Source organism: Streptomyces thermodiastaticus (genome assembly GCF_014656135.1).
In the GTDB taxonomy this organism is placed as follows: Bacteria; Actinomycetota; Actinomycetes; order Streptomycetales; family Streptomycetaceae; genus Streptomyces; species Streptomyces thermodiastaticus.
In genome coordinates this window covers 79,283-99,240 of sequence record NZ_BNBV01000018.1, presented here as the reverse complement: position 1 = coordinate 99,240, position 19,958 = coordinate 79,283, and the positions used below count along the sequence as shown (strand labels likewise).

Genomic DNA, 19,958 nt, shown 5'->3' with positions numbered 1-19,958 from the left:
TCGCCCGCCGACTCGAACTGTCCCCGGAGGCGGTCTTGAGCTTTGACCTCTGACTTCATATGTTTCCGTCCAACGTCCATGAGCGCCAGAAGGGTTCCCGCATGGAGGGAATGGCGGTCCGGCTTCAGGGCCTGCGCAAGACGTTCGGGGAGACGGTCGCCGTCGCCGGCATCGACCTGGCGGTACACGACGGCGAGTTCTTCTCCATGCTCGGCCCGTCCGGCTCGGGCAAGACCACGGTGCTGCGGCTGATCGCCGGGTTCGAGACACCCACCGAGGGACGGATCGAACTCGCCGGGCAGGACGTCACCCGCCTCGCCCCCTTCGAACGCGACGTCCACACCGTCTTCCAGGACTACGCCCTCTTCCCGCACATGACGGTGGAGCAGAACGTGGCCTACGCCCTGAAGATCCGCAAGGTGCCCAAGGCCGAGCGGCTGCGGCAGGCCCGCGAGGCGCTCGCCCAGGTCCGCCTGGAGGGCTACGGCACCAGACGTCCCGCACAGCTCTCCGGCGGACAGCGCCAGCGGGTCGCCCTCGCCCGGGCCCTGGTCGGCCGCCCCCGGGTGCTGCTGCTCGACGAACCGCTCGGCGCCCTGGACGCGCAGCTGCGCGAGCGGATGCAGCTGGAACTCAAGGCCCTGCAGCGCGAGGTCGGCATCACCTTCGTCTTCGTCACCCACGACCAGCAGGAGGCGCTGGCGATGAGCGACCGGATCGCCGTCTTCCGGCAGGGCCGCCTCGAACAGGTCGGCACACCCGCCGACATCTACGAACGCCCCGCGACCTCCTTCGTCGCCTCCTTCGTCGGCACCTCCAACCTGCTGCGCGGCGAGGCCGCCCGGCGCGTCCTCGGCACCGACGGCGTCCACAGCGTCCGCCCGGAGAAGATCCGGGTGCTGAAGGAGTCCGCCGCCGACGACGAGCCCGGGCAGGTCACCGCCACCGGCACCGTCGCCGAGACGGTCTACCTCGGCGACGCCACCCGTTTCCTCGTCGACCTCGACGCCGGCGGACGCCTCACCGCCCTCCAGCAGAACCTCACCACCTCCGCCGAGGACGTCGCCGCCTTCCGGGGTGCCCGGGTACGCCTCGCCTGGCACCGCCGTCACACCGTCCAGGTACCCGACGCCCGCTGAACCGCCCTCGTCTTCAGGGAGTCCTGCCGTGCGCCTCATCCGAACCGTCCAGGCGGCCCTCGCCGCCACCCTGTTCCTCGCCGTCACCGCCTGCGGGTCCTCCGGCGGTGACGGCGAGTCCTCGGCCACCGGCCTCAACCCGCCCGACCTGAAGGCCCCGACGCGGCTCGGCAAGCCCGAGGGCCAGGTCGATCTGATCGCCTGGGCCGGCTACGTCGAGGACGGCTCCAACGACCCCGACGCCGACTGGGTCAGCGACTTCGAGAAGCAGACCGGCTGCCAGGTCCGTTCCAAGGTCGCGGCCAGCTCCGACGAGATGGTCAAACTGATGAAGACCGGCGAGTACGACGCCGTCTCCGCCTCCGGCGACGCCTCCCTGCGCCTGATCGCCTCCGGCGACGCCGCCCCGGTCAACACCGACCTGGTGCCGAACTACCAGGACATCTTCCCCGACCTGAAGATGCAGCCGTGGAACTCCGTCGACGGCAAGGCCTACGGCATCCCGCACGGCCGCGGCGCCAACCTGCTGATGTACAACACCGAGAAGGTGAAACCCGCCCCCACCTCCTGGTCGGCGGTCTTCGACGGCGCCTTCGCCCACAAGGGTCATGTGACGGCGTACGACTCGCCCATCTACATCGCCGACGCCGCCCTGTACCTCAAGGCCCACCGGCCCGAGCTGAAGATCAAGGACCCCTACGCGCTGGACCAGAAGCAGTTCGACGCCGCCGTGGACCTGCTCAAACAGCAGAACAAGAACGTGGGGGAGTACTGGAGCGACTACCTCAAGGAGGTCTCCGCCTTCAAGAGCGGTGACTCGGTGATCGGCACGACCTGGCAGGTCATCGCCAACCTCGCCGCCTCCGAGGGCGCCAAGGTCAAGGCGTTCGTGCCCGAGGAGGGCTCCACCGGCTGGTCGGACACCTGGATGATCTCGTCAAAGGCCAAGCACCCCACCTGTGCCTACAAGTGGCTGAACTGGATCGTCTCCCCGAAGGTCAACGCCCAGGTCGCCGAGTACTTCGGCGAGGCACCCGCCAACGCCAAGGCCTGCGAGCAGACCACCGACAAGAACTTCTGCACCACCTACCACGCCGCCGACACCGCCTACTGGAAGCGGATCGCCTTCTGGAACACACCCGTCGAGCAGTGCCTGGACGGACGCACCGACGTGAAGTGCGTCCCCTACGCGAAGTGGGTGCAGGCCTGGACCGAGATCAAGGGCTGAGCCGTGACCGCCACCGCCCCGGCACCGCCCGCCGCGCCGGCCGCCCGAGAACGCCCGCGGGGCACCCTCGGGCGGCTGGCCGGCGCGCTGCACCGCCGCCCGCGCCTGCGGCTGGCGCTGCTGCTGACCGCACCGCTGCTGTGGCTGGCCGTGCTCTACCTCGGCTCGCTCGCCGTGCTGTTCGTCTCCGCGTTCTGGACGACGAACTCCTTCACCTCGCAGGTCGTCAAGGTGTGGTCCACCGACAACCTCCGAGCGGTGCTGACCACCCCGGTCTACCGCGAGGTGATCGTGCGCAGTGTCGGCGTCGCGCTCGCCGTCACCGTGCTGTGCGCGGTGATCGGCTTCCCGCTGGCCTTCTTCACCGCCCGGGTGGCACCGCGCCGGTGGCGCCCGCTGCTGGTGGTGGCCGTCCTCACCCCGCTGTGGGCGAGTTACCTGGTCAAGGTGTACGCCTGGCGGCTGATCCTGTCCGAGGGCGGCCTCGCGGACTGGATGCTGCGGCCCTTCGGGCTCGACGGACCCGGCTACGGGCTGCCGGCGGCCGTGCTGACCCTGACCTACCTGTGGCTGCCGTACATGATCCTGCCGGTCCACACCGCGCTGGCACAGCTGCCGGCGGGCCTGCTGGAGGCCTCCGCCGATCTCGGTGCGCGGCCCGCGCGCACGTTCCGGTCCGTCGTGCTGCCCCTGGTGCTGCCGTCCGTCGGGGCCGGCTCCGTCTTCACCTTCTCGCTCAGCCTCGGCGACTACATCACGGTGCAGATCGTCGGCGGCAAGACCCAGCTCATCGGCAACCTCGTGTACTCCAACATCGAGCTGAACCTGCCCATGGCCGCCGCCCTCGGCCTGGTCCCCGTCGTCGTCATCGTGCTCTATCTGCTGGCGCTGCGCCGCACCGGCGCGCTCAGCAGCCTGTGACCGCCCTCGTCGTTCCCCGTCATCCGGAGGGTCGTGAGTCATGCAGCTCTCCCGCGGCACGCGCATCGCCCTCGGCGTCGCCGCCGTCGTCGGCTTCGCGGTGATCTACGTTCCGCTGCTGCTGGTCCTGGTCAACTCGTTCAACCCCGACCGCAGCGCGAGCTGGCCGCCGCCCGGACTGACCGGGCACTGGTGGCAGCAGGCCTGGCACAACTCAGGTGCCCGCGGGGCGCTGTGGACCTCGGTGAAGGCCGGCCTGGGCGCCACTGCGATCGCCCTGGTGCTGGGCACGCTCATCGCCTTCGCGGTCGCCCGGTACCGATTCTTCGGGCGCGGCACCGTCTCCTTCGTGGTGGTCCTGCCCATCGCGCTGCCCGGCATCGTCACCGGCATCGCCCTCAACTCCGCCTTCTCCACCGTGCTTCAGCCGCTCGGGGTGGGCCTCGGCCTGTTCACCGTGGTCGTCGGCCACGCCACCTTCTGCATCGTGGTGGTGTTCAACAACGTTGTCGCACGGCTGCGCCGCACCTCCGGCTCCTACGAGGAGGCGGCGATGGACCTGGGCGCGCACACCTTCCGCGCCTTCGTCGACGTCACCTTCCCGCTGGTGCGCTCGGCGCTGTTCGCGGGCGGGCTGCTGGCCTTCGCGCTGTCCTTCGACGAGATCGTGGTGACCACCTTCACCGCCGGACCGGGCGTCGAGACCCTGCCGATCTGGATCTTCGAGAACATGACCCGGCCGCAGCAGGCACCCGTGGTCAGCGTGGTCGCGGCCGTGCTGGTGCTGCTGTCGGTGCTGCCGCTCTATCTCGCCCAGCGGCTGTCGTCGGACACGGCGTCCGGCAGCCGTGTGTGAGGACCATGCGCACCGACCGGCCATGCAAAAATTTGCACCGCTTGCGCTAGCCTTGCGGGCATGACGCGACGACTTGCGGAAGTGGCGAAGAAGGTCGGGGTCAGCGAGGCCACGGTCAGCCGGGTGCTCAACAACAAGCCCGGGGTCTCCGAGAGCACCCGGCAGGCGGTGCTCTCCGCGCTGGACGTCCTCGGCTACGAGCGGCCCACGCAGCTGCGCGGGGAACGCGCCCGCCTGGTCGGCCTGGTCCTGCCCGAGCTGCAGAACCCGATCTTCCCGGCCTTCGCCGAGGTCATCGGCGGAGCGCTGGCCCAGCTCGGCCTGACCCCGGTGCTGTGCACCCAGACCAAGGGCGGCGTCTCCGAGGCGGACTACGTGGAGCTGCTGCTCCAGCAGCAGGTGTCCGGGGTCGTCTTCGCCGGCGGGCTGTACGCGCAGGCGGACGCCCCGCACGACCACTACCGGCTGCTGGCCGACCGCAACATCCCGGTCGTGCTGATCAACGCCGGCATCGCCCGCCTGGGCTTCCCGGGCGTCTCCTGCGACGACGCGGTCGCCGTCGAGCAGGCCTGGCGCCACCTCGCCTCCCTGGGGCACGAGCGGATCGGCCTGGTCCTCGGCCCCGGCGACCATGTGCCCTCGGCCCGCAAGCTGGCCGCCGCGCGTGCCCTGGCCGGTAACGCCCTGCCCGACGACTTCGTCGCGCGGGCCATCTTCTCCATCGAGGGGGGGCATGCCGCCGCGACCCGGCTGATCGACCGGGGGGTCACCGGCTTCATCTGCGCCAGCGATCCGCTCGCGCTCGGTGTGGTGCGCGCCGCCCGCCGGCGCGGGCTGGACGTGCCGGCGCAGATCTCGGTCGTCGGCTACGACGACTCGGCACTGATGAACTGCACGGAGCCGCCGCTGACCACGGTCCGCCAGCCGATCGAGTCGATGGGCAAGGCGGCCGTGGAGCTGCTGCACGCCCAGATCGGCGGCAGCCCCGTCCCCGCCGACGAGCTGCTGTTCGAGCCCGAGCTGGTGGTCCGGGGATCCACGGCGCAAGCACCTCGTACCTGAGGTGCGCAAGACCGTCTCGAAGATCCAGGAGCCTGTCAATTTCTTGCATCTTCCGCGCGATATCTTGCGCAGCCACCGTCCCGGTGCTTGAGTGTGCGGCGCCCACCGCTGTTGTCCAGAGGGGTCCACCGATGAGAAGCACCGGGTTCCGTCATGCCGTCGCCGTGATCGGCGTCTGTTCCCTCGCCCTCACCCTGACGTCCTGCGCGTCCGGCGACGACGACTCCGCGAGCGGCAAGACCCGCATCACGGTCAACTGCGAACCGCCCAGGAGCGCCAAGCTCGACCGCCAGTTCTTCGAGGAGGAGCTGGCCTCCTTCGCCCGGCAGAACCCGGACATCCAGGTGGAGGCGCACGACGCCTTCCCGTGCGAGGACCCCAAGACGTTCGACGCCAAACTCGCCGGCGGCCAGATGGAGAACGTCTTCTACACCTACTTCACCGACGTCGAGCACGTCGTCGACACCGGCCAGGCCGCCGACCTCACCCCCTACATCAAGGAACTGAAGAGCTACCCCACCATCCAGAAGCAGCTGCGCGACATCTACACCGTCGACGGCAAGATCTACGGCATCCCCCGCACCGGCTACTCGATGGGCCTCATCTACAACAAGAAGCTCTTCGCCCAGGCCGGCCTCGACCCGGACAAGCCGCCGACGACCTGGGAAGAGGTCCGCGCCGACGCGAAGAAGATCGCCGCGCTGGGCAACGGCGTCGTCGGCTACGCCGACTACAGCGCCCAGAACCAGGGCGGCTGGCACTTCACCGCCGAGCTGTACTCCCAGGGCGGCGACGTGGTCAGCCCCGACGGCAAGAAGGCCACCATCGACACCCCCCAGGGCCGCGCCGTCCTGCAGAACCTGCACGACATGCGCTGGGAGGACAACTCCATGGGCAGCAAGCAGCTCCTCGTCATCAACGACGTGCAGCTGATGATGGGCTCGGGCAAGCTCGGCATGTATCTCGCCGCCCCCGACAACATCCCCATCCTGGTCAAGGAGAAGGGCGGCACCTACCGCGACCTCGCCCTCGCCCCGATGCCCGGCGGCAAGGCCACCCTCATCGGCGGCGACGGCTACATGTTCAACAAGAAGAACACACCCGCTCAGATCCGCGCCGGACTGAAGTGGCTCGACCACATGTTCCTCACCCCCGGCAAGGGCTTCCTCGGCGACTACGCACGCGCCAAGAAGCACGACGCACCCGTGGGCCTGCCCGAGCCCCGCCTGTTCACCGGCGCCGCCGACGCCAAGGACCAGCAGATCAAGAAGGCCAACGCCAACGTCCCGGTGGAGAACTACCAGGCCTTCCTGGAGGGCAACAGCAAGCTGCAGCTGAAGGTCGAGCCGCCGAACGCCCAGCAGATCTACTCCGTCCTCGACGGCGTGGTCTCCGCCGTCCTGACCAAGAAGGACGCGGACATCGACAAGCTCCTCAAGGACGCGTCCGGCAAGATCGACGGCATCCTGGCCCGGAGCTGACGGCCATGACGACGCACACGGCCGAGCGGCGCCCCGCCCGGGCGGCCGCCGGCCACCCGCACACGGCGCCGCCCCCGGCCGGGGCCGCACGGCGGCGGCGCCTCGCCGACCAGGCCCGCGCCTGGGCCTTCCTGCTGGGCGGCCTGATCTGCTTCGCCCTGTTCTCCTGGTACCCGGCGATCCGCGCCGTCGTGATCGCCTTCCAGAAGTACACCCCCGGCAACCCGCCCGAATGGGTCGGCACCGCCAACTTCACCCGCGTCCTGCACGACCCCGAGTTCGGCGCCGCCTGGCGCAACACCCTCACCTTCACCGTGCTGGCGCTGCTCATCGGCTTCGCCGTCCCGTTCCTGCTCGCGCTGGTCCTCAACGAACTCCGGCACGCCAAGGCGTTCTTCCGGGTCGTGGTCTACCTGCCGGTGATGATCCCGCCCGTGGTCAGCGCCCTGCTGTGGAAGTGGTTCTACGACCCGGGAGCCGGCCTCGCCAACGAGGTGCTGCGCGCCCTGCACCTGCCCACCTCGCAGTGGACCAACGGCACCGACACCGCCCTGGTCTCCCTGGTGCTCGTCGCCACCTGGGCCAACATGGGCGGAACCGTCCTGATCTACCTGGCCGCCCTGCAGTCCATCCCCGGCGAGCTGTACGAGGCCGCCGAACTGGACGGCGCGAATCTGCTGCAGCGCATCCGGCACGTCACCGTCCCGCAGACCCGGTTCGTGATCCTGATGCTGATGCTGCTGCAGATCATCGCCACCATGCAGGTGTTCACCGAACCGTTCGTGATCACCGGCGGCGGCCCGGAGAACGCCACCGTCACCGTGCTCTACCTCATCTACAAATACGCCTTCCTCTACAACGACTTCGGCGGCGCCTGCGCCCTGAGCGTGATGCTGCTCGTGCTGCTCGCGCTGTTCTCCGCCCTGTATCTGCGGCTGACCCGCTCCGGCTCCGGCCAGGAGGACGCATGAGCACCCGCACCCTGATCTCCCCGGCGGCCCTGGCCCGCCCCCGCGGCAAGGCGGTGTACTGGACCGTCTTCACCGCCACGGTGCTGCTGTTCGTCCTCGCCTTCCTCTTCCCCGTCTACTGGATGGTCACCGGCGCGCTGAAGTCGCCGGACGAGGTGGCGCAGACCCCGCCGACCCTGGTGCCCCGCCACTGGCACACCAGCGCCTACACCGACGCCTGGGACCTGATGCAGCTGCCGCGGCACCTGGCGAACACCGCCGTGCAGGCGGCCGGCGCCTGGGCCTGCCAGCTGGTGCTGTGCACGGCCGCCGCCTACGCCCTGTCCAAGCTGAAACCGGTCTTCGGCAGGGTGGTCCTCGGCGGCATCCTCGCCACCCTGATGGTCCCCGCCCAGGCTTTGGTCGTCCCGAAATACCTGACCGTCGCCGACCTGCCGCTGATCCACACCAGCCTGCTCAACGACCCGCTCGCGATCTGGCTGCCGGCCGCCGCCAACGCCTTCAACCTGTACCTGCTCAAGCGGTTCTTCGACCAGATCCCCCGGGACGTGCTGGAGGCCGCGGAGATCGACGGCGCGGGAAAACTGCGCATCCTGTGGTCCATCGTGCTGCCGATGTCCCGGCCGGTGCTCGGTGTGGTGTCGATCTTCGCCCTGGTCGGCGTCTGGCAGGACTTCCTGTGGCCGCTGATGGTCTTCTCCGACACCGACAAGCAGCCCATCAGCGTGGCCCTGGTCCAGCTGTCGCAGAACATCCCGCTCACCGTGCTCATCGCCGCCATGGTGATCGCCAGCTTTCCGGTGGTCGCGCTGTTCCTCGTCTTCCAGCGGCACATCATCGCCGGGATCGGCGCGGGCAGCGTCAAGGGCTGACCCGCAGACCGGCCGGCCGGCGGCAGCCTCAGGCACTCCGGATTCGAGACAGAAAGGCAACCGCACCGTGGGACAGCCCACCCAAGCACCGAGCGGCCGGATCGACGACGCCTGGTGGCGCTCCGCCGTCATCTACCAGGTGTACGTCCGCAGCTTCGCCGACGGCGACGGGGACGGCACCGGCGACCTGGCGGGTGTTCGCTCCCGGCTGCCGTACCTCGCCGAACTCGGCGTGGACGCCCTGTGGTTCAACCCGTGGTACGTCTCCCCGATGAAGGACGGCGGCTACGACGTCGCCGACTACCGCGCCGTCCACCCCGCCTTCGGCACCCTCGCCGAGGCGGAGAAACTCATCGCCGAGGCACGCGAGCTGGGCATCCGCACCATCGTCGACATCGTCCCCAACCACGTCTCCGACCAGCACCCCTGGTTCCGCGCCGCCCGTGCTGGAGGCCCCGAGCGGGACCTGTTCCACTTCCGGCCCGGACGCGGCGCACACGGCGAACTCCCCCCGAACAACTGGACGTCGGAGTTCGGCGGCCCGGCCTGGACCCGCCTGGAGGACGGCAGCTGGTACCTGCACCTGTTCGCACCCGAGCAGCCCGACCTGAACTGGGAGCACCCGGCCGTGCGGCAGGAACACGAGGACATCCTGCGGTTCTGGTTCGAGCGCGGCGTCGCCGGCGTCCGCATCGACTCCGCCGCCCTGCTGGCCAAGGACCCCCGCCTGCCCGACGTCACCGAGGGCCAGAGCCCGCACCCGTACCTGGACCGCGACGAACTCCACGACGTCTACCGCTCCTGGCGCCGCGTCGCCGACGAGTACGGCGCGGTCTTCGTCGGCGAGGTGTGGCTGCCCGACAGCGAGCGCTTCGCCCGGTACCTGCGCCCCGACGAACTGCACACCGCGTTCAACTTCGCCTTCATGACCTGCCCCTGGGACGCGGTGCGGCTGCGGGGTGTCATCGACAGCACGCTCGCCGAACACGCCCCTGTCGGCGCCCCCGCCACCTGGGTGCTGTGCAACCACGACATCACCCGCACCGTCACCCGCTACGGCCGCGCCGACACCGGCTTCGACTTCGCCGCCAAGGCCTTCGACACCCCCACCGACCTGGCCCTGGGCACCCGGCGGGCCCGCGCCGCGGCCCTGCTGTCGCTGGCCCTGCCCGGCGCGGTCTACGTCTACCAGGGGGAGGAACTCGGGCTGCCCGAGGCCGACATCCCCCGCGACCGCATCGAGGACCCGATGCACTTCCGCTCCGGCGGCACCGACCCGGGCCGGGACGGCTGCCGGGTGCCGCTGCCGTGGACCGCCGACGCCCCGTACGCCGGTTTCGGCTCCCGCGAGGAGCCGTGGCTGCCGCAGCCGGAGGGCTGGGCGGCGTACGCCGTCGACCGGCAGACGGACGACCCCGGCTCCATGCTCACCCTCTACCGCCGGGCCATCCGCCTGCGCCGCGGCTTCGGCGAGGCCCCGCTCGCCTGGCTGCCGGCACCCGAGGGCGTCCTGGCGTTCACCCGCGGCACCGAGGTCACCTGCGTGGTGAACCTCGCGGCCGAGCCCGCCGAGATGCCCGCCCACTCCGGCCTCCTGCTGGCCAGCGGCCCCCTGCACGACGACGGCCGCCTCCCGCAGGACACGGCGGTCTGGCTGCGCCCCTGACACGGCGCCGCCCGACCGCACCCCCTCCACACCGCTATCCCCGCAACCCCCACACGAAGGGATCAGCACATGCACGGCACCACCAGAACCCCCGCCGCACGCCGCCGGCTGTCCGCCATCGGCGCGGCCGTCGCGCTCGCGGCGGGCATGCTCGTCGCGCTGGGCGCGGCCGCCGCCCAGGCCGCGCCGGCCGCCCAGGCCGCGCCGGCCGCCCAGGCCGCGACCGCGGGCGCGGACCTGCCGTTCACCTCGGTCGAGGCCGAGTCCGCCACCACCACCGGCACCAAGATCGGCCCCGACTACACCCAGGGCACCCTCGCCTCGGAGGCCTCCGGACGCCAGGCGGTCCGCCTGGACGCCGGACAGCGCGTGGAGTTCACCGTGCCCCGCGCGGCCAACGCCCTCACCGTCGCCTACAGCGTCCCCGACGGCCAGTCGGGCACCCTCGACGTCTACGTCAACGGCACGAAGCTCGACCGCAGCCTGACCGTCACCTCCAAGTACTCCTACGTCGACACCGGCTGGATCCCCGGCGCCAAGACCCACCACTTCTACGACAACACCCGTCTGCTGCTGGGCCGTGACGTCCAGGCCGGTGACACCGTCACCCTGCAGGCGACCAACGTGCAGGTCACCGTGGACGTCGCCGACTTCGAGCAGGTGTCCGCGGCGGCCGGGCAGCCCGCCGGCTCGGTCTCCGTCACCGACAAGGGAGCCGACCCCACCGGCCAGGGCGACTCCACCCAGGCCTTCCGCGACGCCATCGCCGCCGCCCAGGGCGGCGTGGTGTGGATCCCGCCGGGCGACTACCGGATCACCGGCCCCCTCAGCGGCGTGCAGAACGTCACCCTGCAGGGCGCGGGCAGCTGGTACTCGGTCGTGCACAGCTCCCACTTCATCGACCAGACCGACTCCGCCGGCCACGTCCACCTCAAGGACTTCGCGGTCATCGGCGAGGTGACCGAACGCGTCGACTCCAGCCCGGACAACTTCGTCAACGGCTCGCTCGGCCCGGGCTCCTCGGTGTCCGGCATGTGGATCCAGCACGTCAAGGTCGGTCTGTGGCTCACCGGCACCAACGACGACCTCGTCGTGGAGAACAACCGCATCCTCGACACCACCGCCGACGGCCTCAACCTCAACGGCACCGCCAAGAACGTCACGGTCCGCGACAACTTCCTGCGCAACCAGGGCGACGACGCGCTCGCCATGTGGTCCCTGTACGCCCCGGACACCGACTGCCGCTTCGAGAACAACACGATCACCCAGCCCAACCTCGCCAACGGCATCGCGATCTACGGCGGCACGGACATCACCGTCAAGGGCAACCTGATCTCCGACACCAACGCGCTGGGCAGCGGCATCGCGATCTCCAACCAGAAGTTCGCCGAGCCCTTCCACCCGCTGGCCGGCACCATCACCGTCGACGGCAACACCCTGGTGCGCACCGGAGCGATCAACCCCAACTGGAACCACCCGATGGGCGCGCTGCGTGTCGACTCCTACGACAGCGCCATCGAGGCCCGCGTCGACATCACCGACACCACGATCACCGACAGCCCGTACAGCGCCTTCGAGTTCGTCTCCGGCGGCGGTCAGGGCCACGCCGTGAAGAACGTCACCGTCGACGGTGCCGCCGTGAAGAACACCGGCACCGTCGTCGTCCAGGCCGAGGCACCCGGCGAGGCCACCTTCCGCAACGTCACCGCCACCGGCACCGGCGCCGCCGGGATCTACAACTGCCCCTTCCCGTCCGGTTCGGGCACCTTCACCGTCACCGACGGCGGCGGCAACTCCGGATGGGACACCACCTGGTCGGACTGCTCCACCTGGCCGCAGCCCGGCCAGGGCAACCCGGAACCCGACCCGAACCGCAACCTCGCCCAGGGCCGGCCGGCCACCGCCACCGGCTCCCAGGACGTCTACACCCCGGGCAAGGCGGTCGACGGCGACGCGACCACCTACTGGGAGTCCGCCAACAACGCCTTCCCGCAGTCGCTGACGGTCGACCTCGGCGCGCCGCGGGCGGTGCGCCGGCTGGTGCTGAAGCTGCCGCCGTCGCCCGACTGGGGTGCCCGCACCCAGACCATCGCGGTCCTCGGCAGCACCGACGGCTCCTCCTTCTCCACCGTGGCCGGCCCCCAGGACTACCGCTTCGACCCGGCCAGTGGCAACACCGTGACCGTGAACCTGCCGGGTGACACCAGCCTGCGCTGGCTGCGGCTGACCGTGACCGCCAACACCGGCTGGCCGGCCGGCCAGCTCAGCGAGGTGGAGGTGTACGCGACGGCCTGACCCGCGACCTGGCCGCACGACCGTCCCGCCGGGGGCCGCGCCCGCCCGCCGTCAGCGGGCCAGCTCCCGGTGGGCGGTCTCCGGCAGCCGCAGATACACCAGCGACGACAGCAGGCACAGCACGGCGACGTACCACGGGAAGATCCCGGAGTGCCCCCACTGCTTGAACAGCGTGCCGACGTACGGCGCCGTCCCGCCGAACAGGGCGACGGCCAGGGAGTAGGGGAAGCCGATGCCGGCCGCGCGCACCCGGGGCGGGAACACCTCGGCGTTGACGGCCGCGCTGATCGAGGTGAACCCGGTCAGCAGGACCATGCCCGCCAGCTGCACCACCAGCAGCACCCCGAAGGAGCCGTCGAGCGCGTGCAGCAGCGGCACGCACAGCAGCGCGAAGCCCAGGCCGAAGAAGAGCAGCAGCGGACGGCGTCCGAGACGGTCCGACAGCAGCCCGCCGACCGGCTGCAGCAGCCCGAAGAACGCCAGCGACACCGTGCCCGCCAGCAGCGCGTCCGACCTGCTGACGTCCGCGTTCAGCTCCGCGTACGTCGGCAGGTACGAGGTCCAGGTGTAGTAGGCGAGGGTGCCGCCCGCGGTGATGCCCACGATCAGCGCCGAGGCACGCGGGTGCCGGCGCAGCGCCTCGAACAGGCCGGGGCGCGGCGCCTGCCGCTGCTCGTCGCTGCGGGTCTCCTCGGCGCCGCGCCGGATCCAGAAGCCGACCAGGCTGAGCAGCCCGCCGAACCAGAACGGCACCCGCCAGCCCCAGCCGTCCATGGCGTGCTCGTCGAGGGTGTCGACGAGCAGCGTCGCGATCCCCGACGCGACCAGCTGTCCCGCGGTCGTGGAGACGTACTGGAAGCTGGAGAACAGCCCGCGCCGGCCCGGCCCCGCCGACTCCACGAGAAACGTGGTGGAGGCCGCGAACTCGCCGCCCACCGACAGACCTTGCAGCAGCCGGGCCAGCACCAGCACCACGGGCGCGGCCGCCCCCGCCGAGGCGTAGGCCGGGGTCAGGCCGACCAGCAGGCTGCTGGCGCTCATCAGCAGGATGGTGACCGTCAGCGCGGCCCGGCGGCCGCGCCGGTCGGCGACCGCGCCCATGAGCAGCCCGCCCAGGGGCCGCATGAAGAAGCCGACGGCGAACACGGCGAACGTCGACAGCAGCGGCACCAGGGAGTCGCCGGTGCCTTTGGGGAAGACGGCGTCGGCGATGTAGGCGGCCAGGAAGGTGTACGCGTACCAGTCGTACCATTCGACGGCATTGCCCACCGATGCCGCCAGCAGCTGCCGCACGGGGTGTCTGGTCCCCGGGCGTGTCGTCGTCCGTGTCTGTGCCATGCACGCGAGCTTCCCCACGTGGCCGGATCCGCACACCTCACGTGGCCAGGTGTTCACATGCGTGCCATCGAACCCTTCTGTTCCGTTGCCTCCGCTTGGAACACTCGCCTCGCCCAGCAACGAGTCGTCCAGCGGCCGGAAGCCGCTGCCGCACGGAAGGTCCGCCGCCCATGCCCGACGTCAACCGGCGCCGCTTCCTGCAGATCGCCGGCGCCACCACGGCGTTCACCGCACTGTCCGCCAGCATCCAGCGGGCCGCCGCGCTGCCCGCCCACCATCGCACCGGGTCGATCGAGGACGTGGAGCACATCGTCGTCCTCATGCAGGAGAACCGGTCCTTCGACCACTACTTCGGCACCCTGCGCGGGGTCCGCGGCTTCGGCGACCCGCGCCCGGTCACCCTGCCGGGCGGCAAGCCGGTCTGGCACCAGAAGGACGACACGGGCACGGAGATCCTGCCGTTCCACCCCGACGCCGACGACCTCGGCCTGGCGTTCGTCCAGGACCTGCCGCACGGCTGGAACGACACCCAGGCCGCCCTGAACGGCGGCCGGCACGACCGGTGGGTGCCCGCCAAGGGCGCCACGTCCATGGCCTACCTGACCCGCGACGACATACCGTTCCACTACGCCCTGGCCGACGCCTTCACCATCTGCGACGCCTACCACTGCTCGTTCCCGGGCTCCACCGACCCCAACCGCTACTACCTGTGGTCCGGGTACGTCGGCAACGACGGCACGGGCGGCGGCCCGGTCCTCGGCAACGACGAGAAGGGGTACAGCTGGACGACGTATCCCGAGCGCCTGGAGCGTGCCGGGGTGTCGTGGAAGATCTACCAGGACGTCGGCGACGGCCTCGACGCGGCGGGCGGCTGGGGCTGGATCCAGGACGCCTACCGCGGCAACTACGGTGACAACTCCCTGCTCTACTTCGACCAGTACCGCACCGCCCGCCCCGGCGACCCGCTGTACGACAAGGCCCGCACCGGTACCGACGCCCGCACCGGCGAGGGCCTCTTCGACCGGCTCCGCGCCGACGTCAAGAACGGGACGCTGCCGCAGGTCTCCTGGATCGTCGCCCCCGAGGCCTTCACCGAGCACCCCAACTGGCCGGCCAACTACGGCGCCTGGTACGTCTCCCAGGTCCTCGACGCGCTGACCGGCGTGCCCGAGGTGTGGGCGAAGACGGTGCTGTTCCTCACCTACGACGAGAACGACGGCTTCTTCGACCACGTCGTGCCGCCGTTCCCGCCCGCCTCGGCCGCGCAGGGCGCCTCCACCGCCGACGCCGGATCGGACGTGTTCCCGGGCGACGGGGGGAACGTCCCCGGACCGTACGGGCTCGGGCCGCGGGTGCCGATGCTGGTCGTCTCCCCGTGGAGCAAGGGCGGCTACGTCTGCTCCGAGACCTTCGACCACACCTCGGTCATCCGGTTCATCGAGCGCCGCTTCGGGGTGCACGAGCCGAACATCTCGCCGTGGCGGCGTGCCGTCTGCGGCGATCTGACCTCCGCCTTCGACTTCTCCCGGCCGGACACCCGGCCGGTGCCGCTGCCCGACACCGCCGGATACCGGCCGCCGGACCGCGACCGTCACCCCGACTACGTGCCGGCCCCGCCCGCCCGCGGCGCGCTGCCCCGGCAGGAGCGGGGGCAGCGTCCCACCCGACCGCTGAAGTACGCGCCCTTCGTGGACGCCTCGGCGGACCCGGCCGCCGGGACGCTCACGCTCACCTTCTCCTCGGGGCCGCACGCCGGTGCGGCCTTTCTGGTCACCTCCGCCAACCGTGACGACGGGCCGTGGACCTACACCACCGCGGCCGGCACCACCGTCTCCGGCACCTGGGACGCGGCCGACCGTGGCGGCGCGCACGAGCTGACCGTGCACGGCCCGGACGGCTTCCTGCGCGCGTTCAAGGGCCGGGCGGGGGATGCGGGACCGGAGGTCACCGCGCGGCACACCGGTGCGGACGTCGAGCTGACCTTCACCAACCAGGGCACGAAGGCGGTGTCGTTGACGGTGGCCGACGCCTACCACAAGGGACGGAAGTACGTGGTGCGGGTGCGGCCGGGCACCACCGTGCGGCGCCGTTTCGACCTCGCCGCGAGCCGGCGCTGGTACGACCTGACCGTGGTCGCGCCGTCGGACACCGGCTTCCTGCGGCGGTTCGCCGGACATGTGGAGAACGGGCAGCCGGGCGTGAGCGATCCGGCCATCGGCGCGGAGTGAGGGCCACCGCCGGGAAGCGGTTGCTTCCCGGCCGGCTCGCGGTAGTGTGCCCCGGTGACCACGCATTCGAACACACCTGCAGGCTGGTACCCCGACCCGCACGGAGCGGCCGGGACGCTGCGGTACTGGGACGGCACCCAGTGGACCGGGCACACCCATGCCGACCCCCGGGCCCACCTGGCGCAGCAGGCTCCGCAGCAGCCGCCGGCCGCACAGGCACCGCCGCAGGTGCCACATCAGCCGGCCCCGCAGGTGCCGCCGCAGGTTCAGCAGCCGCCGGCGGCGCAGGTGCCGCCGCAGGCCCCTGCCCAGCCCGCCGCGGTGGATCCGCGGGTGCAGCACCAGGTGCGGCAGCAGGCCGGGGTCACCGCCGGCGGCCCCGGCGGCGGCACCCTGTTCACCGAGCCGGTGCTCGTGGTCAACCAGAAGGCCAAGCTGATCGAGCTGACCAACGAGTACAGCGTCTTCGACCAGAACGGCCGGCAGATCGGCTCGGTCACCGAGGTCGGGCAGAGCGCGATGAAGAAGGCGCTGCGGTTCGTCTCCAGCCTGGACCAGTTCATGACGCACCGGCTGGAGATCCGCGACGCCTACGGGCAGCCGCAGCTGGTGCTCACCCGGCCGGCGAAGCTGCTGAAGTCGCGGGTGATCGTCTCCCGCCCGGACGGCTCCCAGGTCGGTGAGATCGTCCAGCAGAACGTCTTCGGCAAGATCAACTTCGCGATGGTCGCGGGCGGCACGCAGGTCGGCGCGATCAAGGCGGAGAACTGGCGCGCCTGGAACTTCGCCATCGTCGACCACGCCGACCACGAGGTCGCCCGGATCACCAAGACCTGGGAGGGCCTGGCCAAGACGCTGTTCACCACCGCCGACAACTACGTCCTGCAGATCCACTACCAGCTGCCCGAACCGCTGCTGAGCCTGGTGGTGGCGACGGCGCTGACCGTCGACACGGCTCTGAAGCAGGACTCGCGCGGCCTGGGCTGAGCAGAGCCGGCGGGAGACCGCGGCCCGGTCCGCGGGCGCGCGAGACCGCGGTTCGGACGGCGGTCGCGCGAGAACGAGGTCCGGACGGCGGACCGGGCGGTGCTCAGGCGGTCCGGGCCGGACAGGATCCGGACGGGCCGGACGGGCCGGCGGCCGCTGCGGCCGGGTCCCCGGGCGGGCGCAGGCCCGGCTTCCGGGGCGCCGGCGGTGCCGCCTGCTCCTGCCGGGGACGCAGCGTGGTCACGGGATGCCCGGTGCCGCGGCCCCGCGTCTCGGTGTCCGGGCCGCCGTCCTGGCCGTCGGCCTCGAGGGCGTCGGCTGCGGCCGGACGGCTCGGCTCGGGCCGGGTGGGACCCGAGGGCGCGCCGGGCCGGGGTGCCCGTGACAGGTCCACCACCCCCCAGGAGGCGAGCGCGGCGCCCGCCAGGGCGAGCACCACGCCGAGCGCTCCGCCCTGCAGGCCCTGGCCGAGCAGGGTGATCCCTATCACCGCGGCCGCCACCGGGTTGGCGAGCGTCACCACCGCCAGCGGGGCGCCCAGCCCTCCTCGGTAGGCGGTCTGCGACAGCAGCAGCCCGCCCGCCGCGAACACCGCCACCAGCAGCGTGACGACGATCACCCGGGCGCTCAGCAGCGGCCCGGTGTGGTCCGTTGCGGCCACGGTCACGGTCTGGGTGAGGGCGGAGGCCACCCCCGAGGCGACCCCCGACGCGGTCGCGTGCCGCAGACCCGGGCGTGCCCCGGGCCGGGACAGCACCCCGATGAGGGCGGCCGTGGCACCCGCGACGGCCAGCGCCTGACCGGGACTCAGCACCTGCCGGGGCGCCGGTCCGGCCGCCGCGACCAGCAGGGCGGCCAGCCCGGCGAGCGTGCACACCGTGCCCCGCCACTCGACCGCGGCCACCCGCCGTCCCGCCGTGAGCGCGCCCAGGGGCACGGCCGCCACCAGGGTGAGCGCTCCCAGCGGCTGCACCACGGTGAGCGGACCGTACTTGAGGGCCACCACGTGCAGCAGGGCCCCCGATCCGTTCAGCACCACCGACCACCACCAGGCGCCCGAGCGCAGCAGCCGCAGCGTGCCGGTCCCTCCGGCCCGCGCGGCGAGCCGTTCCTGGCAGACGGCGGCGGCCGCGTAGGCCACGGCCGAGACCAGGGACAGCACGACGGCGATCGGCACGGCGCTCATCGCGTGGCTCCCAGCAGGCCGGCCGTCCCGCCGTCCAGGGCCGTCCCGCCGCCCACGGCGGCCTCGCGGCGCGGAGCCGGGATCGCCGGCCTTCGGTGCGGCCGCGGGACCACGACCAGGGCGAGGGCGAGCAGCCCGCCGGCCGCGAGGGCGTCGAGCCAGTAGTGGTTGGCGGTGCCGACGATCACCAGCAGGGTGATCAGGGGGTGCAGCAGCCACAGCCACCGCCACCGCGAGCGGGTGGCGACGACCAGGGCGACCGCCACCATCACCGCCCAGCCGAAGTGCAGCGACGGCATGGCGGCGTACTGGTTGGACAGATGGTCGGTGGTCGGCGGCCCGTACACCGACGGTCCGTAGACACGCCCGGTGTCGATCAGATGCGCCTCGCCGAGCATGCGCGGCGGGGCGAGCGGGAAGGCCAGGTGCAGCACCAGCGCCGCGCCGGTCAGCGCGGCCAGGACGCGGCGGGTCCACACGTAGTGCTCGGGGCGTTTGACGTACAGCCAGATCAGCAGGCCCGCGGTGGCCGGGAAGTGCACCGTCGCGTAGTAGGTGTTGGCCAGATGTATCAGGGTGTCGCCGTGCAGCAGCAGGGACTGCACCGCGGCCTCGCCCGGCAGATGGACGGCTCTCTCGGCGTGCCACACCCGGTGGGCGTTGCGGAAGGCCTCGGTCGTGTGGTCCGCGGCCAGCTGGCGCGCGGCCTTGTAGACGAGGAACAGCCCCGCGACGAGCAGCAGCTCGCGCACGAGCCGAGGCCGCGCCGGCCTGCTGGGCTCGGCCTCGGCCCCCTCGGTTGTCGACGTCATGCCCGGTCCCCTCGCTGGCGGTGTGCGTGTGCGTGGTGCCGCGGTGCGGGGCAGGGCGGTGTGTCCGTCCCCACGGCATCGATACGGCAGCGTACCGATACGGAAGTGTACCGATACGGTCGAGTACCGGTACACTGGCGTATCGATCCACGGATCTCCCGGTACGCGTCGCCCCGGACGGCGCCGGCGGGGCACGGACACCCTCGAGCGAGGAGCAGAGCGATGACGTCGCAGGCCGCGGACGGACCGGAGACGGCTGTCGGCTCGCGTCGCTCCAAGATCACCCCCGAGCGCGAGCGGGAGTTCTTCGACGCCGTGCTCGACCAGATCCGCGAGAGCGGGTACGAGGCCGTGACCATGGAAGGGGTCGCCGCCAGCACCCGGTGCAGCAAGTCGACGCTGTACCGGCAGTGGCGCAGCAAGCCGCAGTTCGTGGTGGCCGCGCTGCGGGCCAGCCGCCGCACCCGGTTCGCCGGGATCGACACCGGCTCGCTCGCCGGGGACCTGCGGCAGGTCGCGCGGGCCGCGGGCGAGTGGTCGGGCAAGGACACCCGGCTGCTGCAGGCTCTGGGCAACGCCATCCTGCAGGACCCGGACCTGAAGAAGGCGCTGCGCGAGGCGCTGGTGGAGCCGGAGCTCGACGCGCTGCGGGAGATGCTGCGCCGCGGAGTCGAGCGCGGCGAGGTCAGCGCCGGCAACCCGGCGCTGGAGCACGTGCCGGCGCAGATCTTCGGCGTTCTGCGCATCCGGCCGCTGCTGGAGGGGGAGTACGCCGACCCGGACTACATGGTCCGGTTCGTGGAGGCCTGCGTGCTGCCCGCACTCGGGCTCGCACCATGACCCAGGCCGCCGTCCACGGGATGACTGGACGGTGACCTGCTCGCGCCGCACCGTGGGGACGGGGGCGGCGCGCACC

General features: G+C 71.6%; 16 protein-coding genes. 13 read left to right on the top strand and 3 right to left on the bottom strand.

Going from position 1 to position 19,958, the window contains the following annotated elements:
* Positions 1-101: 101 nt before the first annotated feature.
* The 10 genes from IE286_RS17555 (at position 102) to IE286_RS17510 (ending at position 12,491) form a co-directional block, all read left to right on the top strand.
* A complete protein-coding gene (locus IE286_RS17555) occupies positions 102-1,139 on the top strand; it encodes an ABC transporter ATP-binding protein (protein ID WP_189797702.1) in 1,038 nt (345 codons plus the stop codon).
* 28 nt (positions 1,140-1,167) lie between these two features.
* Positions 1,168-2,367, top strand: a complete 1,200-nt coding sequence (locus IE286_RS17550; RefSeq protein ID WP_189797701.1) for an ABC transporter substrate-binding protein — start codon at positions 1,168-1,170, stop codon at positions 2,365-2,367.
* 75 nt (positions 2,368-2,442) lie between these two features.
* Positions 2,443-3,288, top strand: a complete 846-nt coding sequence (locus IE286_RS17545; protein ID WP_189797723.1) for an ABC transporter permease — start codon at positions 2,443-2,445, stop codon at positions 3,286-3,288.
* Positions 3,289-3,328: 40 nt separating this feature from the next.
* Positions 3,329-4,144 (top strand): ABC transporter permease, encoded by an 816-nt coding sequence (locus IE286_RS17540; protein WP_189797700.1) that lies wholly within the window; start codon positions 3,329-3,331, stop codon positions 4,142-4,144.
* A 60-nt stretch (positions 4,145-4,204) separates the two neighbouring features.
* A complete protein-coding gene (locus tag IE286_RS17535; protein ID WP_189797699.1) occupies positions 4,205-5,206 on the top strand; it encodes a LacI family DNA-binding transcriptional regulator in 1,002 nt (333 codons plus the stop codon).
* Between the two features lie 131 nt (positions 5,207-5,337).
* Positions 5,338-6,687, top strand: a complete 1,350-nt coding sequence (locus IE286_RS17530; protein WP_189797698.1) for an ABC transporter substrate-binding protein — start codon at positions 5,338-5,340, stop codon at positions 6,685-6,687.
* A 5-nt stretch (positions 6,688-6,692) separates the two neighbouring features.
* The gene (locus IE286_RS17525) at positions 6,693-7,658 is read left to right on the top strand and encodes a carbohydrate ABC transporter permease (protein WP_189797697.1); all 966 of its coding nucleotides are present in this window, start codon (positions 6,693-6,695) and stop codon (positions 7,656-7,658) included.
* Positions 7,655-8,530 (top strand): carbohydrate ABC transporter permease, encoded by an 876-nt coding sequence (locus tag IE286_RS17520; protein WP_189797696.1) that lies wholly within the window; start codon positions 7,655-7,657, stop codon positions 8,528-8,530. The genes IE286_RS17525 and IE286_RS17520 overlap by 4 nt, the downstream gene beginning before the upstream one ends.
* Before the next feature lie 67 nt (positions 8,531-8,597).
* Positions 8,598-10,196: a glycoside hydrolase family 13 protein gene (locus IE286_RS17515; protein ID WP_189797695.1), complete on the top strand. Its 1,599-nt coding sequence runs from the start codon at positions 8,598-8,600 to the stop codon at positions 10,194-10,196.
* A 69-nt stretch (positions 10,197-10,265) separates the two neighbouring features.
* Positions 10,266-12,491, top strand: coding sequence for a discoidin domain-containing protein (locus tag IE286_RS17510; RefSeq protein ID WP_189797694.1), 2,226 nt, complete (start codon positions 10,266-10,268; stop codon positions 12,489-12,491).
* 51 nt (positions 12,492-12,542) lie between these two features.
* Here IE286_RS17510 and IE286_RS17505 read toward each other — a convergent pair whose 3' ends face one another.
* Positions 12,543-13,829 (bottom strand): MFS transporter, encoded by a 1,287-nt coding sequence (locus tag IE286_RS17505; protein WP_189797693.1) that lies wholly within the window; start codon positions 13,827-13,829, stop codon positions 12,543-12,545.
* 170 nt (positions 13,830-13,999) lie between these two features.
* On the opposite strand from IE286_RS17505, the gene IE286_RS17500 reads away from it, so the two are divergent.
* Together IE286_RS17500 and IE286_RS17495 are read left to right on the top strand one after the other, a co-directional pair.
* Positions 14,000-16,057 (top strand): phosphocholine-specific phospholipase C, encoded by a 2,058-nt coding sequence (locus IE286_RS17500; RefSeq protein ID WP_189797692.1) that lies wholly within the window; start codon positions 14,000-14,002, stop codon positions 16,055-16,057.
* A gap of 54 nt (positions 16,058-16,111) precedes the next feature.
* Complete coding sequence (locus IE286_RS17495; RefSeq protein WP_189797691.1) at positions 16,112-17,044, top strand: LURP-one-related family protein; 933 nt, start codon at positions 16,112-16,114, stop codon at positions 17,042-17,044.
* A 103-nt stretch (positions 17,045-17,147) separates the two neighbouring features.
* Here the strand turns inward: IE286_RS17495 and IE286_RS17490 are convergent, their stop codons facing one another.
* A complete protein-coding gene (locus IE286_RS17490; protein WP_229863022.1) occupies positions 17,148-18,230 on the bottom strand; it encodes a DMT family protein in 1,083 nt (360 codons plus the stop codon).
* Positions 18,227-19,042: a phosphatase PAP2 family protein gene (locus tag IE286_RS17485; protein ID WP_189797690.1), complete on the bottom strand. Its 816-nt coding sequence runs from the start codon at positions 19,040-19,042 to the stop codon at positions 18,227-18,229. The genes IE286_RS17490 and IE286_RS17485 overlap by 4 nt, the downstream gene beginning before the upstream one ends.
* Before the next feature lie 222 nt (positions 19,043-19,264).
* Here IE286_RS17485 and IE286_RS17480 point away from each other — a divergent pair, with 222 nt between their 5' ends.
* The gene (locus IE286_RS17480) at positions 19,265-19,882 is read left to right on the top strand and encodes a TetR/AcrR family transcriptional regulator (RefSeq protein ID WP_189797689.1); all 618 of its coding nucleotides are present in this window, start codon (positions 19,265-19,267) and stop codon (positions 19,880-19,882) included.
* Positions 19,883-19,958 lie beyond the last annotated feature (76 nt).

Bases quoted from the DNA above. Each gene is read 5' to 3' on its own strand.
- IE286_RS17555 (WP_189797702.1), top strand. From the start codon at position 102: ATGGAGGGAATGGCGGTCCGGCTTCAGGGCCTGCGCAAGACGTTCGGG.
- IE286_RS17505 (WP_189797693.1), bottom strand. From the start codon at position 13,829: ATGGCACAGACACGGACGACGACACGCCCGGGGACCAGACACCCCGTG.
- IE286_RS17510 (WP_189797694.1), top strand. From the start codon at position 10,266: ATGCACGGCACCACCAGAACCCCCGCCGCACGCCGCCGGCTGTCCGCC.
- IE286_RS17485 (WP_189797690.1), bottom strand. From the start codon at position 19,042: ATGACGTCGACAACCGAGGGGGCCGAGGCCGAGCCCAGCAGGCCGGCG.
- IE286_RS17490 (WP_229863022.1), bottom strand. From the start codon at position 18,230: ATGAGCGCCGTGCCGATCGCCGTCGTGCTGTCCCTGGTCTCGGCCGTG.
- IE286_RS17535 (WP_189797699.1), top strand. From the start codon at position 4,205: ATGACGCGACGACTTGCGGAAGTGGCGAAGAAGGTCGGGGTCAGCGAG.
- IE286_RS17500 (WP_189797692.1), top strand. From the start codon at position 14,000: ATGCCCGACGTCAACCGGCGCCGCTTCCTGCAGATCGCCGGCGCCACC.
- IE286_RS17530 (WP_189797698.1), top strand. From the start codon at position 5,338: ATGAGAAGCACCGGGTTCCGTCATGCCGTCGCCGTGATCGGCGTCTGT.
- IE286_RS17480 (WP_189797689.1), top strand. From the start codon at position 19,265: ATGACGTCGCAGGCCGCGGACGGACCGGAGACGGCTGTCGGCTCGCGT.
- IE286_RS17525 (WP_189797697.1), top strand. From the start codon at position 6,693: ATGACGACGCACACGGCCGAGCGGCGCCCCGCCCGGGCGGCCGCCGGC.
- IE286_RS17540 (WP_189797700.1), top strand. From the start codon at position 3,329: ATGCAGCTCTCCCGCGGCACGCGCATCGCCCTCGGCGTCGCCGCCGTC.
- IE286_RS17520 (WP_189797696.1), top strand. From the start codon at position 7,655: ATGAGCACCCGCACCCTGATCTCCCCGGCGGCCCTGGCCCGCCCCCGC.